General features: G+C 34.3%; 14 protein-coding genes and 1 tRNA gene. 3 read left to right on the forward strand and 12 right to left on the reverse strand.

Annotated elements, in window-relative coordinates; translation table 11 throughout:
- Window positions 1–9 precede the first annotated feature (9 nt).
- The 7 genes from GQR94_RS04500 to GQR94_RS04530 form a co-directional block, all read right to left on the reverse strand.
- A tRNA-Val gene (locus tag GQR94_RS04500) sits at window positions 10–84 on the reverse strand.
- Between the two features lie 79 nt (window positions 85–163).
- Window positions 164–1,375, reverse strand: coding sequence for a folylpolyglutamate synthase/dihydrofolate synthase family protein (locus GQR94_RS04505; RefSeq protein ID WP_158974358.1), 1,212 nt, complete (start codon window positions 1,373–1,375; stop codon window positions 164–166).
- Between the two features lie 3 nt (window positions 1,376–1,378).
- Window positions 1,379–2,266 carry an energy transducer TonB gene (locus GQR94_RS04510; protein ID WP_158974359.1) on the reverse strand — a complete coding sequence of 296 codons (888 nt, stop codon included), beginning with the start codon at window positions 2,264–2,266 and terminating at the stop codon, window positions 1,379–1,381.
- A complete protein-coding gene (locus GQR94_RS04515; RefSeq protein ID WP_158974360.1) occupies window positions 2,266–2,652 on the reverse strand; it encodes a biopolymer transporter ExbD in 387 nt (128 codons plus the stop codon). Before GQR94_RS04515 ends, GQR94_RS04510 begins: the two co-directional genes overlap by 1 nt.
- Window positions 2,653–2,661: 9 nt before the next feature.
- Window positions 2,662–3,354: a MotA/TolQ/ExbB proton channel family protein gene (locus GQR94_RS04520; RefSeq protein WP_158974361.1), complete on the reverse strand. Its 693-nt coding sequence runs from the start codon at window positions 3,352–3,354 to the stop codon at window positions 2,662–2,664.
- Between the two features lie 48 nt (window positions 3,355–3,402).
- Entirely contained in the window at window positions 3,403–4,770 is a 1,368-nt protein-coding gene (nhaD, locus tag GQR94_RS04525) for a sodium:proton antiporter NhaD (protein ID WP_158974362.1), read from the reverse strand.
- 13 nt (window positions 4,771–4,783) lie between these two features.
- Window positions 4,784–6,010, reverse strand: a complete 1,227-nt coding sequence (locus GQR94_RS04530; RefSeq protein WP_158974363.1) for a Glu/Leu/Phe/Val dehydrogenase dimerization domain-containing protein — start codon at window positions 6,008–6,010, stop codon at window positions 4,784–4,786.
- Window positions 6,011–6,334: 324 nt separating this feature from the next.
- On the opposite strand from GQR94_RS04530, the gene GQR94_RS04535 reads away from it, so the two are divergent.
- The 3 genes from GQR94_RS04535 (at window position 6,335) to GQR94_RS04545 (ending at window position 13,783) form a co-directional block, all read left to right on the forward strand.
- On the forward strand, window positions 6,335–7,477 hold the full coding sequence (locus tag GQR94_RS04535) for an acyl-CoA dehydrogenase family protein (RefSeq protein ID WP_158974364.1): 1,143 nt from the start codon (window positions 6,335–6,337) through the stop codon (window positions 7,475–7,477).
- Window positions 7,478–7,795: 318 nt separating this feature from the next.
- Window positions 7,796–12,304 carry a glutamate synthase large subunit gene (gene gltB / locus GQR94_RS04540; protein ID WP_158974365.1) on the forward strand — a complete coding sequence of 1,503 codons (4,509 nt, stop codon included), beginning with the start codon at window positions 7,796–7,798 and terminating at the stop codon, window positions 12,302–12,304.
- Window positions 12,305–12,313: 9 nt separating this feature from the next.
- Window positions 12,314–13,783 (forward strand): glutamate synthase subunit beta, encoded by a 1,470-nt coding sequence (locus tag GQR94_RS04545; protein WP_158974366.1) that lies wholly within the window; start codon window positions 12,314–12,316, stop codon window positions 13,781–13,783.
- Between the two features lie 100 nt (window positions 13,784–13,883).
- On the opposite strand, the gene GQR94_RS04550 is transcribed toward GQR94_RS04545, so the two are convergent.
- From GQR94_RS04550 to GQR94_RS04570, 5 genes are all read right to left on the reverse strand, one after another.
- Window positions 13,884–15,227 carry a DUF4302 domain-containing protein gene (locus GQR94_RS04550; protein WP_158974367.1) on the reverse strand — a complete coding sequence of 448 codons (1,344 nt, stop codon included), beginning with the start codon at window positions 15,225–15,227 and terminating at the stop codon, window positions 13,884–13,886.
- 8 nt (window positions 15,228–15,235) lie between these two features.
- Window positions 15,236–16,120: a substrate import-associated zinc metallohydrolase lipoprotein gene (locus GQR94_RS04555; RefSeq protein WP_158974368.1), complete on the reverse strand. Its 885-nt coding sequence runs from the start codon at window positions 16,118–16,120 to the stop codon at window positions 15,236–15,238.
- Window positions 16,121–16,138: 18 nt separating this feature from the next.
- Entirely contained in the window at window positions 16,139–17,617 is a 1,479-nt protein-coding gene (locus GQR94_RS04560; RefSeq protein ID WP_158974369.1) for a RagB/SusD family nutrient uptake outer membrane protein, read from the reverse strand.
- 12 nt (window positions 17,618–17,629) lie between these two features.
- Window positions 17,630–21,304, reverse strand: coding sequence for a SusC/RagA family TonB-linked outer membrane protein (locus tag GQR94_RS04565; protein WP_233268637.1), 3,675 nt, complete (start codon window positions 21,302–21,304; stop codon window positions 17,630–17,632).
- Between the two features lie 112 nt (window positions 21,305–21,416).
- The gene (locus GQR94_RS04570; protein WP_158974370.1) at window positions 21,417–22,580 is read right to left on the reverse strand and encodes a FecR family protein; all 1,164 of its coding nucleotides are present in this window, start codon (window positions 22,578–22,580) and stop codon (window positions 21,417–21,419) included.
- Window positions 22,581–22,661 lie beyond the last annotated feature (81 nt).

Consider the following 22,661-nt stretch of genomic DNA (forward strand, 5'->3'; position numbering starts at 1 on the left):
TAATTACTGTGGGCCCTGTAGGATTCGAACCTACGACCCCCTGCTTGTAAGGCAGGTGCTCTAAACCAACTGAGCTAAGAGCCCGATTTGCTAAACTTGTTTCGTTAAGCGAGTGCAAATATATAATAGTTTTTCAATTCTCAAAAGAAAAAAATGATTTTTTTTATAAAATTTCTGCCACAACAAAGGTACTACCGCCCACATAGACAAAATCTCGCTTAGATGCCGCCGTTAAAGCACTTTCAAGTGCCTTATTTACAGAAGAATAAGATTCCCCGATCAATTTATGAGCTTCCGCAGTATTTTTTAAAATAATTTCATCTAAACCTCTATTTATTTTTGGAGCACAAAAATAATACCTAGCATCTTTTGGAAAAAGTGGTAAAATTAATGCCAAGTCTTTATCTTTTACAAAACCTAAAACTACATGCAACTGATCATACTCTTGTTTTAATAGTTGTTGTATCACTATTTTCAAACCATCCGTATTATGTGCTGTATCGCAAACTACTCTTGGATGTTCTGATAGTGTTTGCCACCTTCCTAAAAGACCTGTATTAACAACCACATTTAACAAGCCTTTTTTAATAGCTTCTCTTGAAACCTTAAACGCCTTAAGCTTATTGATAACCTCAAGGACACCTTTCATGTTTTTCTCTTGATAGGATCCTAATAAGCTAGTCTGATAGACATCCTCTACGATTTGATCAGCAAACGTAATTTCAGCGTCCTTAGATTTCGCAATGGCCTTAAAAACTTCTTGGGTTTCTAGTTGTGTTTCACTTACTACCACAGGCACATCTTTCTTTATAATCCCCGCTTTCTCCGCTGCAATTTTAGCGAGCGTGTCACCAAGGAGATCTACATGATCTAAACCAATATTTGTAATCAAAGAAACTTCTGGATGAATAATATTTGTAGAATCTAACCTTCCTCCTAGCCCAACTTCAATTACAGCAATATCAACATTCTGATTTACAAAATAATCAAATGCCATACCCACCGTCATTTCAAAAAATGAAAGTCGGTTCTCTTCTAAATAGTCAAAATTAGTTTCTATAAAATTAACCACCTCTTTTTCTGAAATAGAGGTTCCATTAATTTTTATCCGTTCCCTAAAATCTTTTAAATGAGGGGAAGTATACAATCCTACCTTGTAGCCCGCTTCCTGTAATATTGAAGCAAGCATATGACTACTAGAACCTTTACCATTAGTTCCAGCAACATGTATACTTTTAAATTTATCTTCTGGATTATTTAAATGAGAAGAAAAATTTATAATTCCCTCTAATTTTCCTGAATGAGCACTTACCCCTTTTTGCTGATACATTGGAAGTTGCGCAAACATCCAATCTAACACCTCTTGATAAGTCATGCTTTAGTCTCTCAATTTGAAATTCACTACCACAAAACCAACTTGTTGGTTTGGCGCATTGGGATCTGGCTTCCAAGTATGTGCTTTTGCCGTTAATTCTGCTGGTTTCATTAAACAAGGGTTCGTATTGGTTGTCCCTTTTACTCCTGGAGTAGCACTAATCACACGACCATTTCTATCCACCACAATTTTAACGACAACCCTACCTTCTTCATTACAGTCTTGTTTTACAGAACTACTGCCCGCTAATGATCTACCGTTTAATCCGTAGCCACCACCGCCGCTTCCAGAACCAGGAGATCCATAATAACTTGTAGCGTAAGGGTTTCCATTTGGATTTCCTTTGTCACCAGCCTTGGTATCATTCCCTTCACCACCTGATGCCGATCCGTCTGATTTATTCAGACCTCCCATCATTTCATCAAGCTTTTTCTTTTTAGCATCTTGCTCACGTTGGGCTTTTTCTTTAGCCTCTTGTTTTTCACGCGCAACACGATCTGCTTGAGTTTTTGCAGCTTTTTCTGCCGCATCAGCCTTTCGCTTAGCTTCTTTTTGCTGTTTTATTACCAAAGATTCCTCACTATCTTGAGTAACCACTTTTTCTGCAGGCTGCTCGCTAGATGACGCTTCCTCCGGAACTACTTCCTCTACTTTTTCTTGCTGAGAAGGTGGCACTATTGGCTTATCTAAAGGTTCTGATTTAATCTTTTCTTTAGGCTGAACAGTTCCACTACCAAAATCTGTCGTTCCAAAATTTACAGAAATTCCATTTTCTTCAGGAGGATCTAAATAAGTTAGTCCCACATAAAAAAGCACCAACAACAGTAAACTTAAAAGTACTGTTGTTAGTGTAAAAGATTTTTTCTTGTGTCTCGTGTCTAGTAATGACATTATTTTGGTCGCACCGCCAATATCACCTTATACTTATTCTTATTTGCAATATCCATAACGTAAACCGCCTCTTTAATGGCGACGCTTTCTTCTGCTCTTAGAATAATTGTAGGGTTCTCTTGTCCTTCTAGTGCTTTTTTTAGTTCAATTTCAATATACTCTCCGTTAATTCTCTCGCTATTAACGAAATACTCTAAATCTTTATTAATACTTACAGAAACATTCTGAGTACTTGTAGATTTTCCTTTTGCTTTTGGCAATAATAGATCTAATGCATTTGGCGAGTTAGAGGTTAACATAAAAAACACCAATAACAAGAATACAATATCTGTCATTGAAGACATACTGAAGTCTGGACTAACTTTATTTCTACCTTTTAGTTTCATAACTAGAAATTAAAGAGGTTCGTTTAATAAGTCTAAGAAATCAACTGCATTTGCTTCCATACTATGAACAACCTTATCTGTTCTGTTTACCAAATGGTTATAACCAATATAAGCTATAATACCTACAATTAAACCAGCAACTGTGGTTGTCATTGCCGTGTAAATACCAGATGCCAATGAACCCATTTCGGCCTGACCTCCACTTGAAGCCATTTCATGGAATGCTAATATCATACCTATTACCGTACCTAAAAACCCAATCATTGGGGCAGCACCAGCAACAGTCGCCAATATACTAACGTTCTTTTCTAATTTATACACTTCTAATGTACCCGCATTTTCAATCGCTTTATTAATATCCTCTAAGGGCTTCCCGATTCGAGATATCCCCTTTTCAGTTAATCTCGCAACTGGAGAATCTGTTTGAGCACAAAGCAATTTAGCTGCTTCTAATTTTCCGTTTGAAACATGATCACGGATTTGATTCATGAAATTTTTATCAATTTTTGATGCTGCCTTTATCGCAAATATTCTTTCGAAATAAATGTATAACGCAACAAAAAGCATAACAAACAACACGGAGATAATAATGATACTACCTGCGCCACCACCAACAATCAAATCGATTATCGAAAGTGTTTTTTCTTCAGGCAAAGCCTCTCCTATTTGAGCCTCTTCAATAAGGTCTTGAAACAATAACATATAAATATTCTATTAAGTTGCAGTTATAACGGTATTATAGCGATAAAATTATACGTTTAAAATAAAATTTCTCATCAAGACAAAAACAACCGCTCCAGACAAAAATCCAATCATGGCCAACCAAGATATTTTCTTGAAATACCAGAAGAAATCTATTTTTTCCATTCCCATAGCAACAACACCTGCCGCAGAACCAATAATTAACATACTACCTCCTGTACCTGCAGAGTATGCAATGAAATGCCAAGCTGGCTCATCTAATCCTATTTGGAACATCCCTATACTTGCCGCAACTAAAGGCACGTTATCAATCACAGCAGATCCTACTCCTAAGATTAACACAACCAAATCTGATACTGCCGTTGAATGTAATTCTGTCCCTAAACCTGGTACAGACGCATTTAAACCTTCTGCAAAGTGAAATAACATTCCTAAAGATTCTAATGCCGCAACGGCTAATAAAATACCTAAGAAGAATAAAATACTTGGTAATTCAATTTTAGATAATGAGCTATGTACAGGACTATGATGACCAGCAGCTTCTCCTTCTCCACCATCTATTGTTGTAATATTAAATTTAGAACTACTATAGATTTCTGCAAAAGCTGCTACGAAAGCTAAAGATAACATCATCCCTACATATGGAGGCAAATGCGTTACTGATTTAAAAATAGGTACAAAAATAATTGCTCCTAGACCTAAATAAAACATGATTCCGCCATATTTAGATTTTGGCATATCGTTATCAGAACCGTCATCCTCAATACTCCCTTTAAACACACTCATACGAGATGCTATAAATGTAGGCACTACAAAACAAAAGATTGATGGAATCAAAACATGCTCTACTAACACACTAGCCGTCACCTTATTAGCTATCCACAACATGGTTGTAGTAACATCTCCAATCGGAGACCAAGCACCACCAGCATTTGCTGCAATAATAATTAAACCTGCAAACCACAGTCTTAAATCGCGCTCTTTTATTAATTTTTGAAGAATTGTAATCAATACAATTGTCGCTGTAAGGTTATCTATAATTGCAGATAAAACAAACGCCAAAGAAGAAACGATCCACAAAAGCTTACTTTTCTTTTTTGTTTTTATAAAACTTTTTATCGTGGCAAAACCATCAAAATAATCTATAATTTCAACAATGGTCATTGCCCCCAAAAGGAACACTAAAATTTCTGCCGTTTTACCCAAATGGTGCAGCAGTATCCCTTCCATAGACCCTTGCTCCAATTCTTTTAAATCCATATTTACCTCAAAAACAGGCAATCCTGTTAACGCTATAATAGCCCACAAGATGGACATCATCCCTAACGCAGGAATTAGCTTGTCTATTTTTAAGTTATGCTCTAGAGTAATGGCTAAATAACCTAGTACAAATACAATTACAATAATGGTTTCCATAAAATTAGTTAGTTTAAATTAATTGTTTTAATGCGATTTCAAAAGCTGTTTTACTAATGTTCGTTTTTGTTGAATTCTGATCAAATATATTTAAAATTGCGTTTCTAATCGTTGTCGAGGTATCAGTAAATATTAATTCATCATCCATTGACACTCTTCCTTCCATAAAAAAAGCAAAAACTCGTGCCATTCCGCAGTTAGAAATAAAATCAGGTATCAAACTTACTCTTTCGTCTGTAAATTCCATAATCGGACCAAAGAAAATTTCTTTATCTGCGAAAGGAACGTTGGCTCCGCAGGAAATTACTTCCAATCCCGTGTCAATCATCTTACTTATTTGATCTTTCTTAACTAATCTTGATGCAGCACATGGCGCAAAAATTTCAGCTTTTATATTCCAAATACGCTCATTGATCTCTTCAAATGGAATCATATGATCAGAAACAAGGGTATTACCGTCTTTATTTTTATACAGCGTTACAATTTCTTCAAACGTAAATCCTTCTTCATTTATAACACCACCTACCCTGTCTATGATACCCACTACTTTAGCGCCCATTTTTGCCAAGTAAAATGCTGCAGCAGCTCCTACATTACCGAAACCTTGCACGATTGCTCTTTTATCTTTTACAGTACCTCCAGAAATATCATAATAATGTTTTACCGCTTCAGCAACACCAAAACCAGTAATCATATCTGCAACAGTATATTTTCGAGAAACGTCAGGCGAATAATTATCACCTTCTAAAACTTTGATTACCCCAAGTCTTAACTGCCCTATTCTATTAATCTTATCTGCTTCCGTAGGTTTAAAATGCCCATTAAACACTCCTTCCTGAGGATGCCATACTCCTGCATCTTCAGTTATAGGAATAACCTCATGTATTTCATCAACATTTAAATCTCCTCCTGTACCGTAATAGCTTTTTAATAATGGAGCTACTGCATGATACCATCGTTCTAGGACTCCTTTTTTTCTTGGGTCATTAGGGTTAAAATTTATCCCAGATTTAGCACCACCAATCGGAGGGCCAGAAACCGTAAATTTAACTTCCATGGTTTTTGCCAAAGACAAAACTTCATTAATATCAAGACCTTCTCTCATTCGCGTACCACCTCCGGCAGCACCACCTCTTAATGAATTAATAACAGTCCAACCTTCTGCTTCTGTTTCCGGATCTTTCCAATGGAACACAATTTCTGGTTGTTTATTCTCGTATATAGCTAGCAAATCTTTCATGCGTATGATCTTTTTAAAAAAATTAATGTGACTTTTATTAGTTACTTGTAAAACATTCTCCGAAAAACTAAGTTAATATCCCCAAAAGGGGTTACTGCTGTCTCATAATTTTTTTATTAAAAAATCTACCAATACCATAGATGTAGCAAATATAAAAATAATGAAACGCAATAAAAGCTTTTAACATAAACAAAACACGATTTTTTGAGTATCCCAAAGGCTTCAACCCTTGGTTATGAAATTCCTTGATTTCTAAGGTTTTTCTTAATCATATAACAATAATCAATTATATTTGTAGTAGTTTTTTAATTATATCGTAATTATATGGATTTTACATTATCAGAAGAACAATTAATGATTCAGCAAGCAGCTAGAGATTTTGCTCAAAACGAATTACTGCCTGGAGTTATAGAAAGAGATGAAGAGCAAAAATTCCCAAAAGAACAAATTAAAAAACTAGGCGAGCTTGGGTTTTTAGGAATGATGGTTGATCCAAAATATGGAGGAAGTGGACTTGACACCTTATCATATGCTATTGCCATGGAAGAGTTATCAAAAATCGATGCTTCTTCTTCTGTTGTAGTTTCTGTAAATAATTCCTTAGTATGCTGGGGTTTAGAGATGTTTGCAAGTGAAGAACAAAAACAAAAATACTTAACAAAATTAGCCTCTGGCGAAATGATTGGCGCTTTTTGCCTTTCTGAACCTGAAGCGGGCAGTGATGCAACTTCACAAAAAACTACCGCAATAGACAAAGGAGATCATTACCTATTAAACGGAACAAAAAACTGGATTACAAACGGTGGTACCGCTGGCGTATATTTAGTCATTGCACAGACAGACGTTGAAAAAGGTCATAAAGGTATCAACGCACTAATTGTAGAAAAAGGCACTCCAGGATTTGAAATTGGTCCAAAAGAAAATAAATTAGGCATTAGAGGAAGTGACACCCACTCTTTAATGTTTAACGACGTAAAAGTACCTAAGGAAAATAGAATTGGTGAAGATGGATTTGGCTTTAAATTTGCCATGAAAACCTTAAGCGGCGGAAGGATCGGTATTGCGGCACAAGCATTAGGTATTGCTGCAGGAGCTTATGAACTTGCCCTTAAATACTCAAAAGAACGCAAATCATTCGGTACAGAAATATGCAACCACCAAGCTATTGCTTTCAAATTAGCCGACATGCACACTGAAATAGAAGCTGCTCGTTTATTAGTCTACAAAGCAGCATTAGATAAAGATAATGGCAGAAACTATGATCTTTCTAGTGCTATGGCTAAATTATACGCATCAAAAGTTGCCATGGACACCACGGTTGAAGCTGTACAAATTCACGGAGGGAATGGCTTTGTAAAAGACTATCATGTAGAGCGATTAATGAGAGATGCCAAAATCACTCAAATCTACGAAGGAACATCAGAAATTCAAAAAATTGTGATTTCTAGAAGCATTATTGGTAAGTAAAAAACAACTTTTACACAAATCACCCCTAAAAAAATAGGGGTGATTTTATTTTTAACCATAATTACCAGCTATTACCCCTTAATAAATTGCAATCACCTTCTAATACTTATGCTTTTAAAGTATTAACCCCCTTAAAACAAAGGGTACACCACTCCACAACTTGTCAAATTATCATAATCTTAAATTAACATTATCTTAAGGTTGATATTGATCATATTTTAATGTTTTATTCCAAACGATGTTTTTTTTGTTACATAACACAATAAGAGGTGTGAATAATTCAATAAAATTGATATTTTTGAAGAAATACAATAATTTATGGCGTTGAAAAAGCAAGGGTTATACCTACCGGAATTTGAGCATGATAACTGTGGTGCAGGATTTATATGTAGTCTTAAAGGAAAGAAGTCTAATGATATTATCCATAAAGCACTTGAAATCCTAGAAAAACTAGAGCACCGTGGTGCTGTTAGTTCTGACGGAAAAACAGGTGATGGTGCAGGTATATTGATTGATATACCACATAACTTTTTCCAAGAAGTTTGTAGTTTTGAACTACCAGCTGCGGGAGAATATGCTACCGGAAATATTTTTCTACCCCAAAAAGACAATCAAAGAGATTTTTGTATTTCAGTTTTTGAAGAAAATATAAAAAAACAAGGCTTAAAACTTTTAGGCTGGAGAGATGTTCCTGTAAACAAATCTGTTCCTGGACGAATTGCTATGGAAACAGAGCCGTTTGTAAAACAAATATTTGTAGCCAAAGAAAATCCAGAACAAACTTTTTTCGATTTTAATTTAAAACTGTACATCGCCAGAAAAACTACAGAACACACTATAATTGACTCTAAGTTATCAGAAAGCAAATTTTTCTATGTACCTAGTTTATCAACAAAAATCATCATATTTAAAGGCTTATTAATGCCTGAAGACATCAGCCTTTACTACAAAGATTTGATGGATCCACGAGTAGTAACAAGGCTTGCCTTAGTACACCAACGTTTTTCAACAAACACATTCCCTACCTGGGATTTAGCACAACCTTTTAGATACATGTGTCACAATGGTGAGATAAATACCCTAAGAGGTAACGTTACACGCATGCGTTCTCGTGAAGAATTACTGAAAAGTGATTTCTTTGGTGATGAAATAAAAAACATTATCCCAATTATTCTTCCTGGAAAGTCAGATTCTGCAACTATGGATATGGTTGTTGAATTATTATTAATGACAGGACGCTCATTACCGGAAGTAATGATGATTTTAGTTCCAGAAGCTTGGGAGAAAAACCCTGAGATGTCTGAAGCTAAAAGAGCCTTCTATGAATACAATTCTTGTTTATCTGAACCATGGGATGGTCCTGCTTCAATTCCGTTTACCGATGGAAACTATATTGGAGCTGTTTTAGATAGAAACGGACTTAGACCTTCTCGATATACAGTAACTAAAGATGGTAACGTTATCATGTCTTCTGAAACTGGTGTTGTAGATATTGAACCAGAAAACATTGAATTACATGGTCGTTTAGAACCAGGTAAGATGTTTTTAGTTAATATGGAGGAAGGCCGTATTGTAAATGACGAAGAGATAAAAGAAGAAATTGCCAACAGACATCCTTATAAAAAATGGTTGGACAAGAATTTAGTCCACCTTAAGGATATTCCTTATAATGATTGTCCTTTATTTTTAAATGAAGCTTCCTTAACGAAAAGAAAAGAAACTTTTGGATATACCATAGAAGATATCAATACGATTATACTTCCCATGGGAAAAACGGCAAAAGAACCTCTTGGTTCTATGGGTAGTGATACTCCTATTGCCATATTATCTGAACGCCCACAATTAATATACAACTACTTTAAGCAATTGTTTGCTCAAGTGACCAACCCACCCCTAGATGGTATTCGGGAAGAGTTAATTACAGACATAAGTTTAACGCTTGGTAGTGATCATAACATTTTTGACTTCACCGAACTTCATTGTCGTAAATTAAAAATTCAAAATCCCGTTATCTCTAAAGAGGATTTAGATAAAATTAAAAACTACGATGCAAGTCCTGATTACAAAGTAACTTCAATTCCTATTCTATACGAAGTAAGTAAAGGAAATAACGGTCTTGAAGATGCACTTCAAGATATGCTTAACCAAGCTAGTAAAGCTATTGATGAAGGAACAAATATTATTATACTATCAGATAGAAATGTTAGCGAGCAATTTGCCCCAATTCCTGCTCTTTTAGCCTGCTCTTTTGTAAATAGTGGTTTACAAAAACTTAAAAAGCGTTCTAAATTAAGTGTAATTATTGAATCTGCAGAACCAAGAGAAGTACATCACTTTGCTTTATTATTTGGTTTTGGAGCCAGTGCAATTAACCCTTACTTGGTTAATGAAATTATTGCGGAACAAATAGAAGAACACGACATTACGGAATTCACGAAAGAAGAAGCTATTAAAAATTACAATAAAGCTGTTGGAAAAGGCATCTTGAAAGTAATGAACAAAATAGGAATCTCTACATTGAACTCCTATAGAGGCTCTCAATTATTTGAATGTATCGGAATTAATACAAAAATTGTTGAGAAATATTTTCCGAATACTGCAACAAGAATTCAGGGAATTGGACTTTACGAAATTGAAAAAGAAATAGCTAAACGTCACCAAAGAGCATTTAACACCAAGAATATTGCTGGTAATTTAGACCTAGAAATGGGTGGGGAATATAGATGGAGAAGAGACGGAGAGAAACATATGTTTAATCCGCTATCTATTGCTAAATTGCAACAATCTGTTCGTAATAATGAACCAGAATCTTACAAGGAATTTGCTAAATTAGTCAATGATCAATCTAAAAGTCTAATGACCATTAGAGGATTATTTGAATTTTCTAATTACGACCCTATTCCTTTAGATGAAGTTGAACCTTGGACAGAAATTGTAAAACGTTTTAAAACAGGTGCAATGTCTTATGGCTCTATTAGTAAAGAAGCCCATGAGAACTTAGCAATTGCCATGAATAGAATTGGCGGAAAAAGTAACTCTGGAGAAGGCGGAGAAGATGCTGAACGTTTTTACAAAAATTCTACAGGAGACTGGAAAAACAGTGCGATAAAACAAGTAGCATCAGGTAGATTTGGAGTAACCTCTAACTACTTAGCAAATGCTAAAGAAATACAAATAAAAATGGCACAAGGTGCCAAACCTGGTGAAGGAGGCCAATTGCCAGGTGCTAAAGTAAATCCTTCTATAGCCAAGACTAGAAATTCTACGCCTTATGTTGGATTAATTTCACCTCCACCTCACCATGATATCTATTCTATTGAAGATTTATCACAATTAATTTTCGATTTAAAATCTGCTAATAGAGAAGCACGTATCAATGTAAAATTAGTTTCTGAAGTTGGTGTAGGAACGGTTGCTGCGGGTGTTTCTAAAGCAAAAGCTGATGTTATATTAATCTCTGGTTTTGATGGTGGTACAGGAGCATCTCCTTTAACCTCTTTAAAACATTGTGGTTTGCCTTGGGAACTTGGAATAGCAGAAGCGCAACAAACCTTAGTCATGAACGATCTTAGAAATAGAATTGTTCTAGAATGTGACGGCCAATTAAAAACAGGTCGTGATGTTGCTGTAGCATGTTTATTAGGTGCCGAAGAATTTGGTTTTGCAACGGCTCCTTTAGTTGCTTCAGGTTGTATTATGATGCGTGTATGTCATTTGAATACTTGCCCAGCAGGTATCGCAACACAAAACCCAGAATTAAGAAAAAAATTCAAAGGTAAACCCGAACATGTTGTAAACTACATGTATTTTGTTGCTCAAGAATTAAGAGAGATTATGGCTCAATTAGGGTTTAGAACCATTAATGAAATGGTAGGACAAGTACAAAAACTTGACAGAAACAAAGCCATAGATCATTATAAAGCTGCGGGGATAGATTTAACTCCTATTTTATATAAAGTTGATGTTCCTGCCGGCACCAAATTCTATAACACACAAAAACAACAGCATCATATAGAAGACTCTATTGAATTTGATATTATTGCTAAAGCACACCCTGCTCTTTTTAGAAAAGAAAAAATGAGCATCGATTATCCAATAAAAAATACAGATAGAGCCGTTGGAGCCATTATTAGTAATGAAATTTCAAAAATTTATGGTGCCGAAGGCTTACCTGAAAATACCTTGAAATTAAACTTCACAGGTTCTGCCGGTCAAAGTTTTGGGGCTTTCAGTACAAAAGGAATTACCATGATTGTTAATGGTAATACTAATGATTACTTAGGAAAAGGTTTATCCGGAGCTAAATTAATTATTAAGGTTCCTGGAAAAGCAACCTTTAAACCAGAGGAAAATGTTATTACAGGAAATGTAACTCTTTATGGAGCTACTTCTGGAGAAGCTTACATCAATGGTAAAGCTGGTGAACGTTTTTGTGTTCGTAACTCTGGTGCTAAAGCTGTTGTAGAAGGTATAGGAGATCATGGTTGTGAATATATGACCGGAGGAGTTTCTGTAATATTAGGAGAAGTAGGTCGTAATTTTGGTGCAGGTATGAGTGGTGGAGTTGCGTATATCTTTGATGACAAGAAAAATTTCGAGAAAAATTGCAACAAAGAGGCTTTAAACTTATTGCCTGTTGATGAAGATAAAGATATTGCGGAATTGAGAGCGTTAATTGAAAATCATTACAACGCTACTTTTAGTCCACTTGCACAGCGAATATTAGAAAAATGGGAAGATATGCTTCCTAAGTTTATCAAAATATTGCCTGAAGAATACAAACAAGCATTAATTCGTTTAGAAAACGAAAAATTAGAAACTATATAAATCGAAACTATGGGTAAGATTACAGGATTTTTAGAATTCGATAGAAAAGTGGAACAATACGAACCAGTTGAGGAGCGTATAAAAGATTATAAAGAATTTACCATCCCTCTTGATGCAAAAGAAATGAATCATCAAGGAGCTAGATGTATGGATTGTGGTGTTCCTTTTTGTCATAGTGGTTGTCCATTAGGAAATTTAATTCCTGATTTTAACGATGCAGTATATCGTGGCAAATGGGAAAAAGCAGCGACAATTTTACACTCTACAAATAATTTTCCAGAATTTACAGGTCGTTTATGTCCTGCACCTTGCGAAGAAGCATGTGTGTTAGGGATAAATGAAGATCCTGTTACGATAGAAAATATTGAAAAGAATATTGTTGAAACAGCTTTTTCAAAAGGATGGATTGTAGCTACTCCTCCTGAAACAAGAACAGGGAAAACTGTTGCGGTAATTGGCTCTGGTCCTTCTGGACTCGCAGCAGCACAGCAATTAAATCGTGCAGGTCATTTAGTTACCGTTTTTGAAAGAGATGAAAAAGTCGGTGGATTAATGCGTTATGGGATTCCAGATTTCAAAATGGAAAAAAATGTTATTGACAGAAGAATTAAAGTTCTTGAAGATGAAGGAATCATTTTTAAAACAGGGGTACATATTGGAGTGGATATAAAGGCTGATGCTCTTAAAAATGATTTTGATGCACTTGTTCTATGCGGAGGCGCTACTGTTAGAAGAAACCTTCCTATTGAAGGCTCTGATTTGAAAGGAGTGGTACAAGCGATGGACTTTTTAGGGCAAAATAACAGACGTGTAGACGGAATTACAGACTTAGGTGAAGAAATAAAAGCTACAGGCAAAGATGTTGTGGTTATTGGTGGTGGTGATACGGGTTCAGATTGTATTGGGACTTCTATTAGACACGGGGCTAATTCTGTTTCTAACTTTGAAATTATGTCTAAAGGAACACCTGAGAGACCAGAAGACCAGCCGTGGCCATTTTGGCCTATGCGATTACGCACAAGCTCTTCTCATAAGGAAGGTGCAGAACGTTATTTCAGCATTTCTACAAAGAAATTTGTGGGAGATAAAGATGGTAACTTAAAAGGGTTGATTACTTCTGAAGTAGAATGGATTAAACAGCCTGGAAAACGACCAATTTTAAAAGAAGTTGAAGGCACAGAAAAAGAATGGAAGTGTAATTTAGTTTTACTAGCCTTAGGATTTACGGGCTCTGAAATGACTATTGCCGACCAACTTGGCTTACAAGCTGACCCAAGAACTAATATTAAAGCTACTGCTAAAGATTATATGACAAATATTCCTGGAGTATTTGTTGCAGGAGATCAACGAAGAGGACAATCCCTAATCGTCTGGGCTATTTCTGAGGGTAGAGAAGCAGCATACCATATTGACACCTATTTAATGGGAACAAAATCTGCTTTACCTTTAAAAGGTGAAGGCGATTTACCAAGGGTATAATTGCAATAATAACAAACTATAAAACACCCTTTAAGATGTATTTCTTAAAGGGTGTTTTTATACAACAAAACTAACAAAATAAATAAAAAACTCTTATTTCCTATTGAAAGGCATAGGTTGTCATTCTAAAACTAGGATCTGCTGCACTGGTAAATGTGAATACTGTATTCGGAAATCTTACGGTAAAATTTTCTTGTTTTATATACAAACCTTCAGAATTTGTTAAAACGTTATCTATTGCTTCAACAAAAGGCGCTAAACTAGGATCACTCCAACCATCATCTATAAGTATTAATTTTCCGTCAATATTCTCAAAAGTCACGAAGTGATTAAGACGTATTATAGAACCATCTACAGCACTTAATAATTGATATTGAATTACATTAAAGGTCTCATCCCCAGAAATCGCAAAATAAAATTGTATTCTAGAAATACTTAAATCAAACGGAGCAAGACCCTCATTCACAGAATTTCTAAGCGCTCTGAAAGTAAAGGAAGTAGAAGTTGCATCAAATAGGAAATCATCAATATACCCGTATACATTATCCGGCTGTACTACACTTAAATTATCATCCGTAGGATTAGAAGGAGCATCCAAGAATGCGATCTCTGCAGAATTTCCTGAGCCTAAATCTGCAATAAATTTATCATTAACAGCATCATACGTAAATTCTGAAACTTCTTCTCCCTTGATTTCAAGTGGTGGGCTCACTGTAAAGCCTGTTTCATTATAAGCAATCCCAAATGAATAGGAATCTGCATCATTCGCAATATCAACAAATCTTCTATTTACATTTAAAGAAAAATCAAAAACCTCAGTGACTCCATCAATGTTTACAATTACATTTTGATATACTGATTTTTCTGAGTCCGTTAATTCTAAAGCTATAGCCTTACTATCAATAATATTCTGAACTTCATTTGTTGCGGCTTTTGTAAACCTAACTTCTTCTTGAGTTCTATTGGTTCTAAAAATTAAATCTCCTGTAACTTCATCTATACCGTAATATAAAAATTCAAAATCTCCTAAATAACCTTCACCCAATAAATCTGCATCTGGAGGATTAGCGGAATCTGACAATTTATGAATATCATTTTTCGTCGTGAATGACAGCTTAATCGTGCTTCCTAAAACGATATCATACTTACTTTGTAGTAATGTAAAGTCGTCATCAAAATCTGATGTCATTTCTACAGTTTCATCATCCAGAAAATTAAAAAAGAATGTAAACCCTCCCAATTCCTCTGGACTCGTAAAATAAACAGCCTTCCATCCTGTCTCGGATGATTTCAGTGCGGTTCTTAATTCTAACTTCTGTGCATTTATTCTTTCAGTGGGACTTTCATCGAACACCTCTGCATTATCATCATCTGCACAATTAACCAAGAACATGCTTAACAGTACTACTATAATAGTATTAATTATATATTTATTATTTTTCATGTCGCTCTCTAATTATTTATTACTTCTTGCGTATTCCTAGCAGTTACTTCTTGTAACTCATAAATATCAATATCCCATTGTTTATCAAAGTAATCTGCAACTATAACCTCTTTTTTTCTAATATTTTCTCTTGCTTCTACATCAACAATAGCATCAATTAATGCATTATACTCTTCGTTAGAATTAATCAACATAAAATTTACCATCTCCGCAAAATCTTCAATCACATTACTTCTAGCATAATCAGATATAAACCCTAATTCTCTGGCATCTGCAATACTCGTATTAAACCATTGCGCAGTATATTCTGCCGGTGTAATCTCGCCGTACCCATCCTCATCAAAAGGAATTGTTTGATTTAAAATATGACAATATTCGTGTTGAATTGTAGATAAAAAACGCGTAATATTTGCCTTATCAGATACATCTACCAAATCGGTTTCAAATAATGTAATACGTTTACCGCCTTCCGCAAGACCTAAAAGAATAGTACCAGATTGGTTATAATTTCGCCCACCTACTAACAACAATTGCCTAGGTGCCACTAGCTTAACAAAATCAGTTCCTCCGACTTCTGAATAAGAGTCTAACCATATTTTCTCTACTACTTCTAGGACCGGTTGCACATTTGTTTCAACTGGCGGAAATAAAAACCTATTATTATCTACTACATTTTCATTCCATTTGTAGAGAACATCAATATTATATGCAGAAACATAATTTGTTCGTATATAGGTATCTAACACCGAAAGCTTAGGCGTACTTGTATCTAGAGCACTGCCTTTAAAAGAATCTTCTTGCGAACAAGAACTCAAAATAATAATGGCTATTACGGCTATTAGATAACTACAAGCATTTGCCAGTTTCATATCTTTTTTATTACTAGTATTCATTTTCTTAAATTTTATTAGTTAGCGTGGATTTTGTTCTAAACCTCTTTCTAATGCAAAGTTTGGAATCTGCAATTGACGCCTATTATCACCTTTTTCTAAAATCAAATCACCTTCTCCGATAATCGTATGTGTCACCTCTAAATCAAACCTTCTCACATCAAACCATCTTAGACCTTCATGATAAAACTCTCTTCTTTTTAACTCTGCTACTGCCTTAATAAAAGCAGATTGATCACCATCAAGTTGATAAAAAGGAGTATACTCATTTAATTCTGTGGAGAAAATATCTAAAACATCCTGTTTAACTAAAGTATCTGTACTTGCATCATACCCTTCTGTCCGTAACGAATAGAAGGTGTTAATATCTTGCAAGGCAGCGTCATAATTACCTTGCATGGCATAAGCCTCCGCCCGATTTAACAAAACTTCATCTGTAGAAAACAAGACCAGTCCAACATACGGATTACCTATTCCTGCACTTATATTGGTAACTCTAAAAAATTCATCGAATTTTGGAAGATTATACGCTGCTTCGGTTCCAAAAACACCATAAGCCCATCTTTTTCCAAAAATATTCCCAGAAAAAAATAATTCGTTCGCCTTATCAATGCCGAGCCCAAAATTATTGCTAGCAAACAATCGAGCATATAAAGAGTTTGCCGAAACAACCAATAAATTTGCTTGATCAGAACTACTAGCGTATAAAGCGGTTCTCTCAGAATATTCAAGTGCAGCATACGTACCCAAATAATCTCTTAATTGTGCTTGAGGGTTTGTAACTACCATTGAACTGAATTGAATAACCTTGTCCCATTCTCCCTTAAATAAATAAAATCTAGTTGCAAAAGCATAACCAGCTTCTGGGGTAAAATGAAAAGTAGGCTCTTCATATTCATTTGTAACTAACCCTAAGCCCTCTATTAAATCACTTTCAATAAAGTCATAGACTTCCTGAACACTATTTCTAGAATAAGTAACAATAAAATTCTCTTCAGGCTCTAAAATATAAGGTATCCCCTTATCTGTAGATGCTGTTGCAGGATCATAGTGTTTAGCCCATAAATTAACCAGCATGAAATGACCATAAGCTCTTGCTAGTAAAGCTTCTCCTTTCTGAGGCGCTAAGCTTTCTAAATCTCCTAACTCTTCAATTGACGCTAAAGCTTGGTTGGCTTGTGCTATCGCTTTGTAGCAAGCATTCCAATACCCAACTCTATAATCCAAATTATCAACATCTATATCTTCCCATCTGTAATTTGCTAAATTTAATTCTGATGGCAAATCATTATTTTTATCAGATACATTGTCAGACATAGTCTCCGCAAAATCCATATAGTTTGCTTCCGGGTATGCTATGACTAATAACTCTGAGATTTTTTCTGGGCTATCAATTTCTGTTCTGTTATCTGGAATTTCTGATAAATAATCTTCGCAAGAAGTAGCTAAAAGCGCTAGAAATATCAGTATTCCAACTTTTGTTGTATATAATTTCTTCATCTCTTTTTAATATTAAAAACCTAGATTAAGTGATAGTGTAAATTGTCGTGTAATAGGCTGAGAAACCCCACCAGATCTAAAAAATTCTGGATCCTGACCGTTTAATCGAGAATCTGAATAAATCATAAAAGGATTTGTAGTTGACAATTTTAGACTGAAGGTATTTAACCCTAAATTTTGCTTTAATTGGTCTGGAAAATTATAGGAAAGACTTATGTTTTTCATTCTTATAAAATCACCATCGACTACTCTTACATCCGAAAAATTATACGCATTGTAAGCCCTAAATAAATTTGGAATTTCATTTAACAACCGACCGCTTGCGATAACTGGAACATTTGTAAAATTTTCGTCTCCTGGAGAAATCCATCTGTTCTTAAACTCCGAAGTAAATACGTCCAAATCTGAATAAGATTGTGCAAATTTAGGGTCTAGTCTAATTTTATTTCCTCCTGAAGCGGATACTAAGAAACTAAGAGAAAAATTCTTATACCTAAATGTATTAGAAAATCCAGCTGTTTTAGTAGGCTCTATACTTCCTTCATATTTTAAATAGGAAGTGATATCATCTACATCTTGAAAATCTGCACCCGTAACACTATTCTCTTCATTTCCTGGATCTTCAGGTAAATTATAGGTAGGCAAACCTCTATCGTCTAAGCCTGTAAATTCAAAAGAAAATAATGATTGTCGTGGATAACCCACCACATTACCTCCTGTTTGATCTACTAAATCTAAAACATTAGGTTTGTTTTCTAAGGCTGTAATCTTTTGTTCTAATGTTGAAAAATTAAGTGTAGAAGACCAACTAAAATTAGGCGTACTAATTGGTTTAACTGTTAAAGAAACTTCAATTCCTTTCGTTTCCATATCAGAATTATTTCCTTGTTTAATGAACTCTCCACCAATACCTGATGATCGCACAAAATCTATTAAATCAAATCCTTTACGTTGATATACATCAGCGGTAAAAAGTATTTTATTATCGTACATTCCAAAATCTAAACCCAGATTAGTTTCATATTGCTTTTCCCATGTTAATTCTGAATTTTGTAATTCCTCAATATTTAAATAACGTTCGCGAGAATCAAAATTTAATCTATTCGTAACATCATTTCTGAAAATAGCTAAAGAATTAGTTGCTGGCCCGGCTGTAGCTGTAAGTCCATAAGAGCCACGAAGACTCAATGAATTTAAAAAATCTACATTTTCTAAAAAGCTTTCATTTTTCACATTCCACTTCCCACTAACCGTTCCTGTGGGCAACCAACGCGAAGATTTACTTCTGCCTTGTCTATTAGATCCATCATAACGGCCTGTTAATGATACTATATATCTACTATCATAAGCATAGGTTAACTTTGAAAAAATACCTAAAGTTCGCTCCTTTTCACTTTCAATACCAAAATAGTCAGTTGCTTCTCCTAAGGTTTTTGAAAATATACCAGGATCTGTAAAAGGAGTTAAGCCCCTATCGTACTGAAGTCCGTACCCTATAAAATAATCTTCTTCTCTATCAATATACCGAAGTTCTTGCCCTAACAAACCACTAACTTCATGCTTTTGATTAAATGTATTTGTATAGCTTAAACTATTTCTAACATAATAATTTGTAAGCTCATTACTCGTATTTCTATAAATACCACCTTCTGGCAATACAGATATTGGAGGCGCAGTAGGATTGTCTGGATCTGTATATAAAAAAACATTAGTATTACGTACTATAGTGGTCTCTTGTGATCTATAAGCTGATGCCACATTAGAATTTTCCGTAATATTATGATCTCTATCTGATACTACATAACGCAAAGACCCCAAGAAATCATAATTCAAATTCTTAGTTATTTTATAATTTCCTTCCAATTGAAAACTAATATCCTTTACTTTTAATTCTATAGCATTATTTTCTAATTCATTAAAAATATTAATAGGAGCCCAATTAGCCCTATAATACTCAAGATTTCCATCCGTATCTCTAGGCCTAAGTGTTCTATTTGTTGAAAGTGCATAATTAAAAGGATTTATATCGAATACTCTTGACACACTTCCTCTAAAACTATCTTCTTCTCTATTAAATGTACCCGGTGCATTTTGATTTCTAATTGCCCCATTTGAACCCAAAGTAAGCTTAAATTTCTCTGACAAATAATACGTATTCTTAACCTTATACGTAAGCCTATTAACCTTATCTGCTATCGTCCAACCTGGGTCATTAAAGAAACTTAAAGACGTATAAAAACTATTATTCTCCCCACCTCCAGAAAAACTTAGGGTATGATTTTGCGTCATAGACGATCTAAACAATTGCTTAAACCAATCCGTATTGGCTTGTTCATATTGTTGCAAAAACTGATTTCTTCCTTCAATTGTGTTCTCTACACCAAACTGACCACTACTAGAATCGTATTCATTTAATTGCTGTGCAAGAATGGTGTAAATACCACCATTTCTATTTTGTGCCACCGTTGGAAAATCTAAGAAACCTTTTTCATCTAACTCTTGAAAAATACTAACCGTTTCTTTAGAATTTAAAATATCGTAATTACCATATCTTGGAATATCCCTAACAGTTTGCTCCAACGTATAATTAACTTTTAACTTAGCCCCTCTCTTTCCTCCTTTGGTTGTAATTACTATAACGCCATTTAAAGCGCGAGCACCATAAAGTGAAGTTGCAGAAGCATCTTTTAGAATATCAATTTTATCAATATCATTTGCATTTAGTCCTGATATGGAAGAGCTTATTAAAGTTGATGCATCACCAGATATTAAAGCATCGAAATCGGTATTTACAATATCTTCTTGTATCACGCCATCAATTACCCATAGAGGTCTTGTATCGCCAAAAACCGATGAAGCTCCACGGATAGTAACCTTAGGGCCCGAACCAAAGGTTCCTGTTACATTCTGTATATTCACTCCCGCAGCTCTACCTTCTAACATCTGACTGACATCAACTAAGCCGTCAATTTTTAGGTCTTGAGACACAATAGAACTGGAAGCCCCTGTAAATATCCTTTTTGAGGTTTTATCATAACCAGACACTACTACTTCCTGTAATGCTGCAACATCTTCCTCTAAAGATATAGATATTGGTTTTTCATCTTTAATAGTTACCTCTTTACTTTTAAAGCCTAAACCTTTAAATAATAAGATATCTCCTTTAGATGCTGTAATGGAAAAATTACCATCAAAATCTGTAATTGTCCCTTTCGTTGTGTTTTTTATTAAAATAGAAATTCCCAAAAGTGGAATCCCATCTTCATCTAAAACATTTCCTTCAAGATTAAAATTATCTTGCAAGATAATTGCACTGGGTATTTTAGGTTTTTCACGTTTTAGAATAATTTGTTTACCTAAAATCTGATACGATATATCTTTTCCTTTAAAGACAATGTCTAGTATATCTTCAACATACTTATCATTCACATCAATAGAAACAATAGCTTTCGAATTTATTTCAGAGGTTTTAAAAAAGAATTTAAATTCCGTTTTCTTTTTTATCTCTTTGAACAATTCTTGATACGTTACTTCGTTTAGATTTAAGGTGATTTTTGTATTCTGAGAATAAATACTAGCACTTATCCTACAAAGAGATAGAATAAGCATTATAGCCGTAAGTTTCATTTTCAAATCGAATTTAAATAGATTGCCCAGTTTATGGCAATTATTATATTGTTTTTTCATACTTTTAATATGATTTTAGAGATTTCGCGTTTTTAAAATTTTAAATGTGAATCGAGGGATGCTGAAACATCTCTCGATTTTTTTATTGACTTGTTTTATTTCATATTTTCAATTAACTATTTAAAGGGTTGATTATTATTTTCTGGTTTTTCATTTCAAAACTAAAGGGTACTGTATTCTTAAAAGTGTTTAGGACATCTTCAATAGATTCTAGATCAAATTGTCCTGTAAATTTTTCATTTATCAAAGCATCACAATGATTCTCTATGGAAACATCATAAAAGCGCTCTAATTTCTTTAAAATAGTTTCAAATTCTTCATTTTCAAAAACCAACACGCCATCCAACCAAGCGATACGACTTTGAACATCCACAAATGAAACTTCTCCCGGAGTATTGTTTGCATATTTAAATTGTTGGCCAGGCACTAAAATAAATTCATGTTCTGAATTTGAATTCACCCGTACAGAACCTTCAATGAGTGCTACATCATTTGCACTATCACTCTCATAAGAACTAATATTAAACTCGGTACCAAGAACCGTTGTTTGAAAATTTCTAGTACTGACAACAAATCTATTGTACTCATTCTTTTTAGCTACATCAAAATAAGCTTCTCCTTTTAATTCAACCGTGCGCTTGCTATCTTCCGTAAAAAAGGTAGGATATTTTAAAGATGATCCTGAATTCAAATGTACTCTAGTGCCATCCGAAAGAACGATCTCCATTCGCTTACCATAGGGCACATAAATTTCATTGAATTGATTGTTGGCCACCTCTCCGTGGTTTTCAGCATAATTATAAAGAATACTGTTCCCTTTTTGAACGGCAACAACCTCACCTTTTTTATTATATATTTTATTTGATTTGGATTCGTCCAGAGATTTTTTTTCCCCAGAACTAAGTTTTAAAACTATTTGACTAGAAACCTCTAATTGATTGCTATCATTAAAATTAAAGTACATTAAAATAGATAACCCTACTAAAAGACAAATACCCGCAGCTGCATATAAATAAGATAGATTTGACTCAAAAAAAGGCTTTTTAATTGTAGCATTATATTCAATTTTCTTCGCCAAGAATTTTTGAAAAGCCACATCTGAATCAAACTCTTGACTTTCTACTTCAAATAAATGATTAATTACAATGTATTTCTTTAACAGATTCACATTCTCAGAAACCTCTAATTTATCTTTGAATATAATAAGCTCACTAGGTGATAACGTATTGGTTAGAAATTTAGAAATTTCAATATTGTTTAACTGATTATTATTCATTTATAAGATGATTCTTTACACTAAGACTCAAAAATTATAGAATACCCTTAGTTTTATGTTAAGAAATTTCAAAAAAAGAGT

The organism is Cellulophaga sp. L1A9 (assembly GCF_009797025.1).
GTDB lineage: Bacteria > Bacteroidota > Bacteroidia > Flavobacteriales > Flavobacteriaceae > Cellulophaga.

Excerpts from the sequence above, each read along its gene's own strand:
- GQR94_RS04505 (WP_158974358.1), bottom strand. The coding sequence starts at position 1,375 with ATGACTTATCAAGAGGTGTTAGATTGGATGTTTGCGCAACTTCCAATG.
- GQR94_RS04510 (WP_158974359.1), bottom strand. The coding sequence starts at position 2,266 with ATGTCATTACTAGACACGAGACACAAGAAAAAATCTTTTACACTAACA.
- GQR94_RS04515 (WP_158974360.1), bottom strand. The coding sequence starts at position 2,652 with ATGAAACTAAAAGGTAGAAATAAAGTTAGTCCAGACTTCAGTATGTCT.
- GQR94_RS04520 (WP_158974361.1), bottom strand. The coding sequence starts at position 3,354 with ATGTTATTGTTTCAAGACCTTATTGAAGAGGCTCAAATAGGAGAGGCT.
- nhaD (WP_158974362.1), bottom strand. The coding sequence starts at position 4,770 with ATGGAAACCATTATTGTAATTGTATTTGTACTAGGTTATTTAGCCATT.
- GQR94_RS04530 (WP_158974363.1), bottom strand. The coding sequence starts at position 6,010 with ATGAAAGATTTGCTAGCTATATACGAGAATAAACAACCAGAAATTGTG.
- GQR94_RS04535 (WP_158974364.1), top strand. The coding sequence starts at position 6,335 with ATGGATTTTACATTATCAGAAGAACAATTAATGATTCAGCAAGCAGCT.
- gltB (WP_158974365.1), top strand. The coding sequence starts at position 7,796 with ATGGCGTTGAAAAAGCAAGGGTTATACCTACCGGAATTTGAGCATGAT.
- GQR94_RS04545 (WP_158974366.1), top strand. The coding sequence starts at position 12,314 with ATGGGTAAGATTACAGGATTTTTAGAATTCGATAGAAAAGTGGAACAA.
- GQR94_RS04550 (WP_158974367.1), bottom strand. The coding sequence starts at position 15,227 with ATGAAAAATAATAAATATATAATTAATACTATTATAGTAGTACTGTTA.
- GQR94_RS04555 (WP_158974368.1), bottom strand. The coding sequence starts at position 16,120 with ATGAATACTAGTAATAAAAAAGATATGAAACTGGCAAATGCTTGTAGT.
- GQR94_RS04560 (WP_158974369.1), bottom strand. The coding sequence starts at position 17,617 with ATGAAGAAATTATATACAACAAAAGTTGGAATACTGATATTTCTAGCG.
- GQR94_RS04565 (WP_233268637.1), bottom strand. The coding sequence starts at position 21,304 with ATGAAAAAACAATATAATAATTGCCATAAACTGGGCAATCTATTTAAA.
- GQR94_RS04570 (WP_158974370.1), bottom strand. The coding sequence starts at position 22,580 with ATGAATAATAATCAGTTAAACAATATTGAAATTTCTAAATTTCTAACC.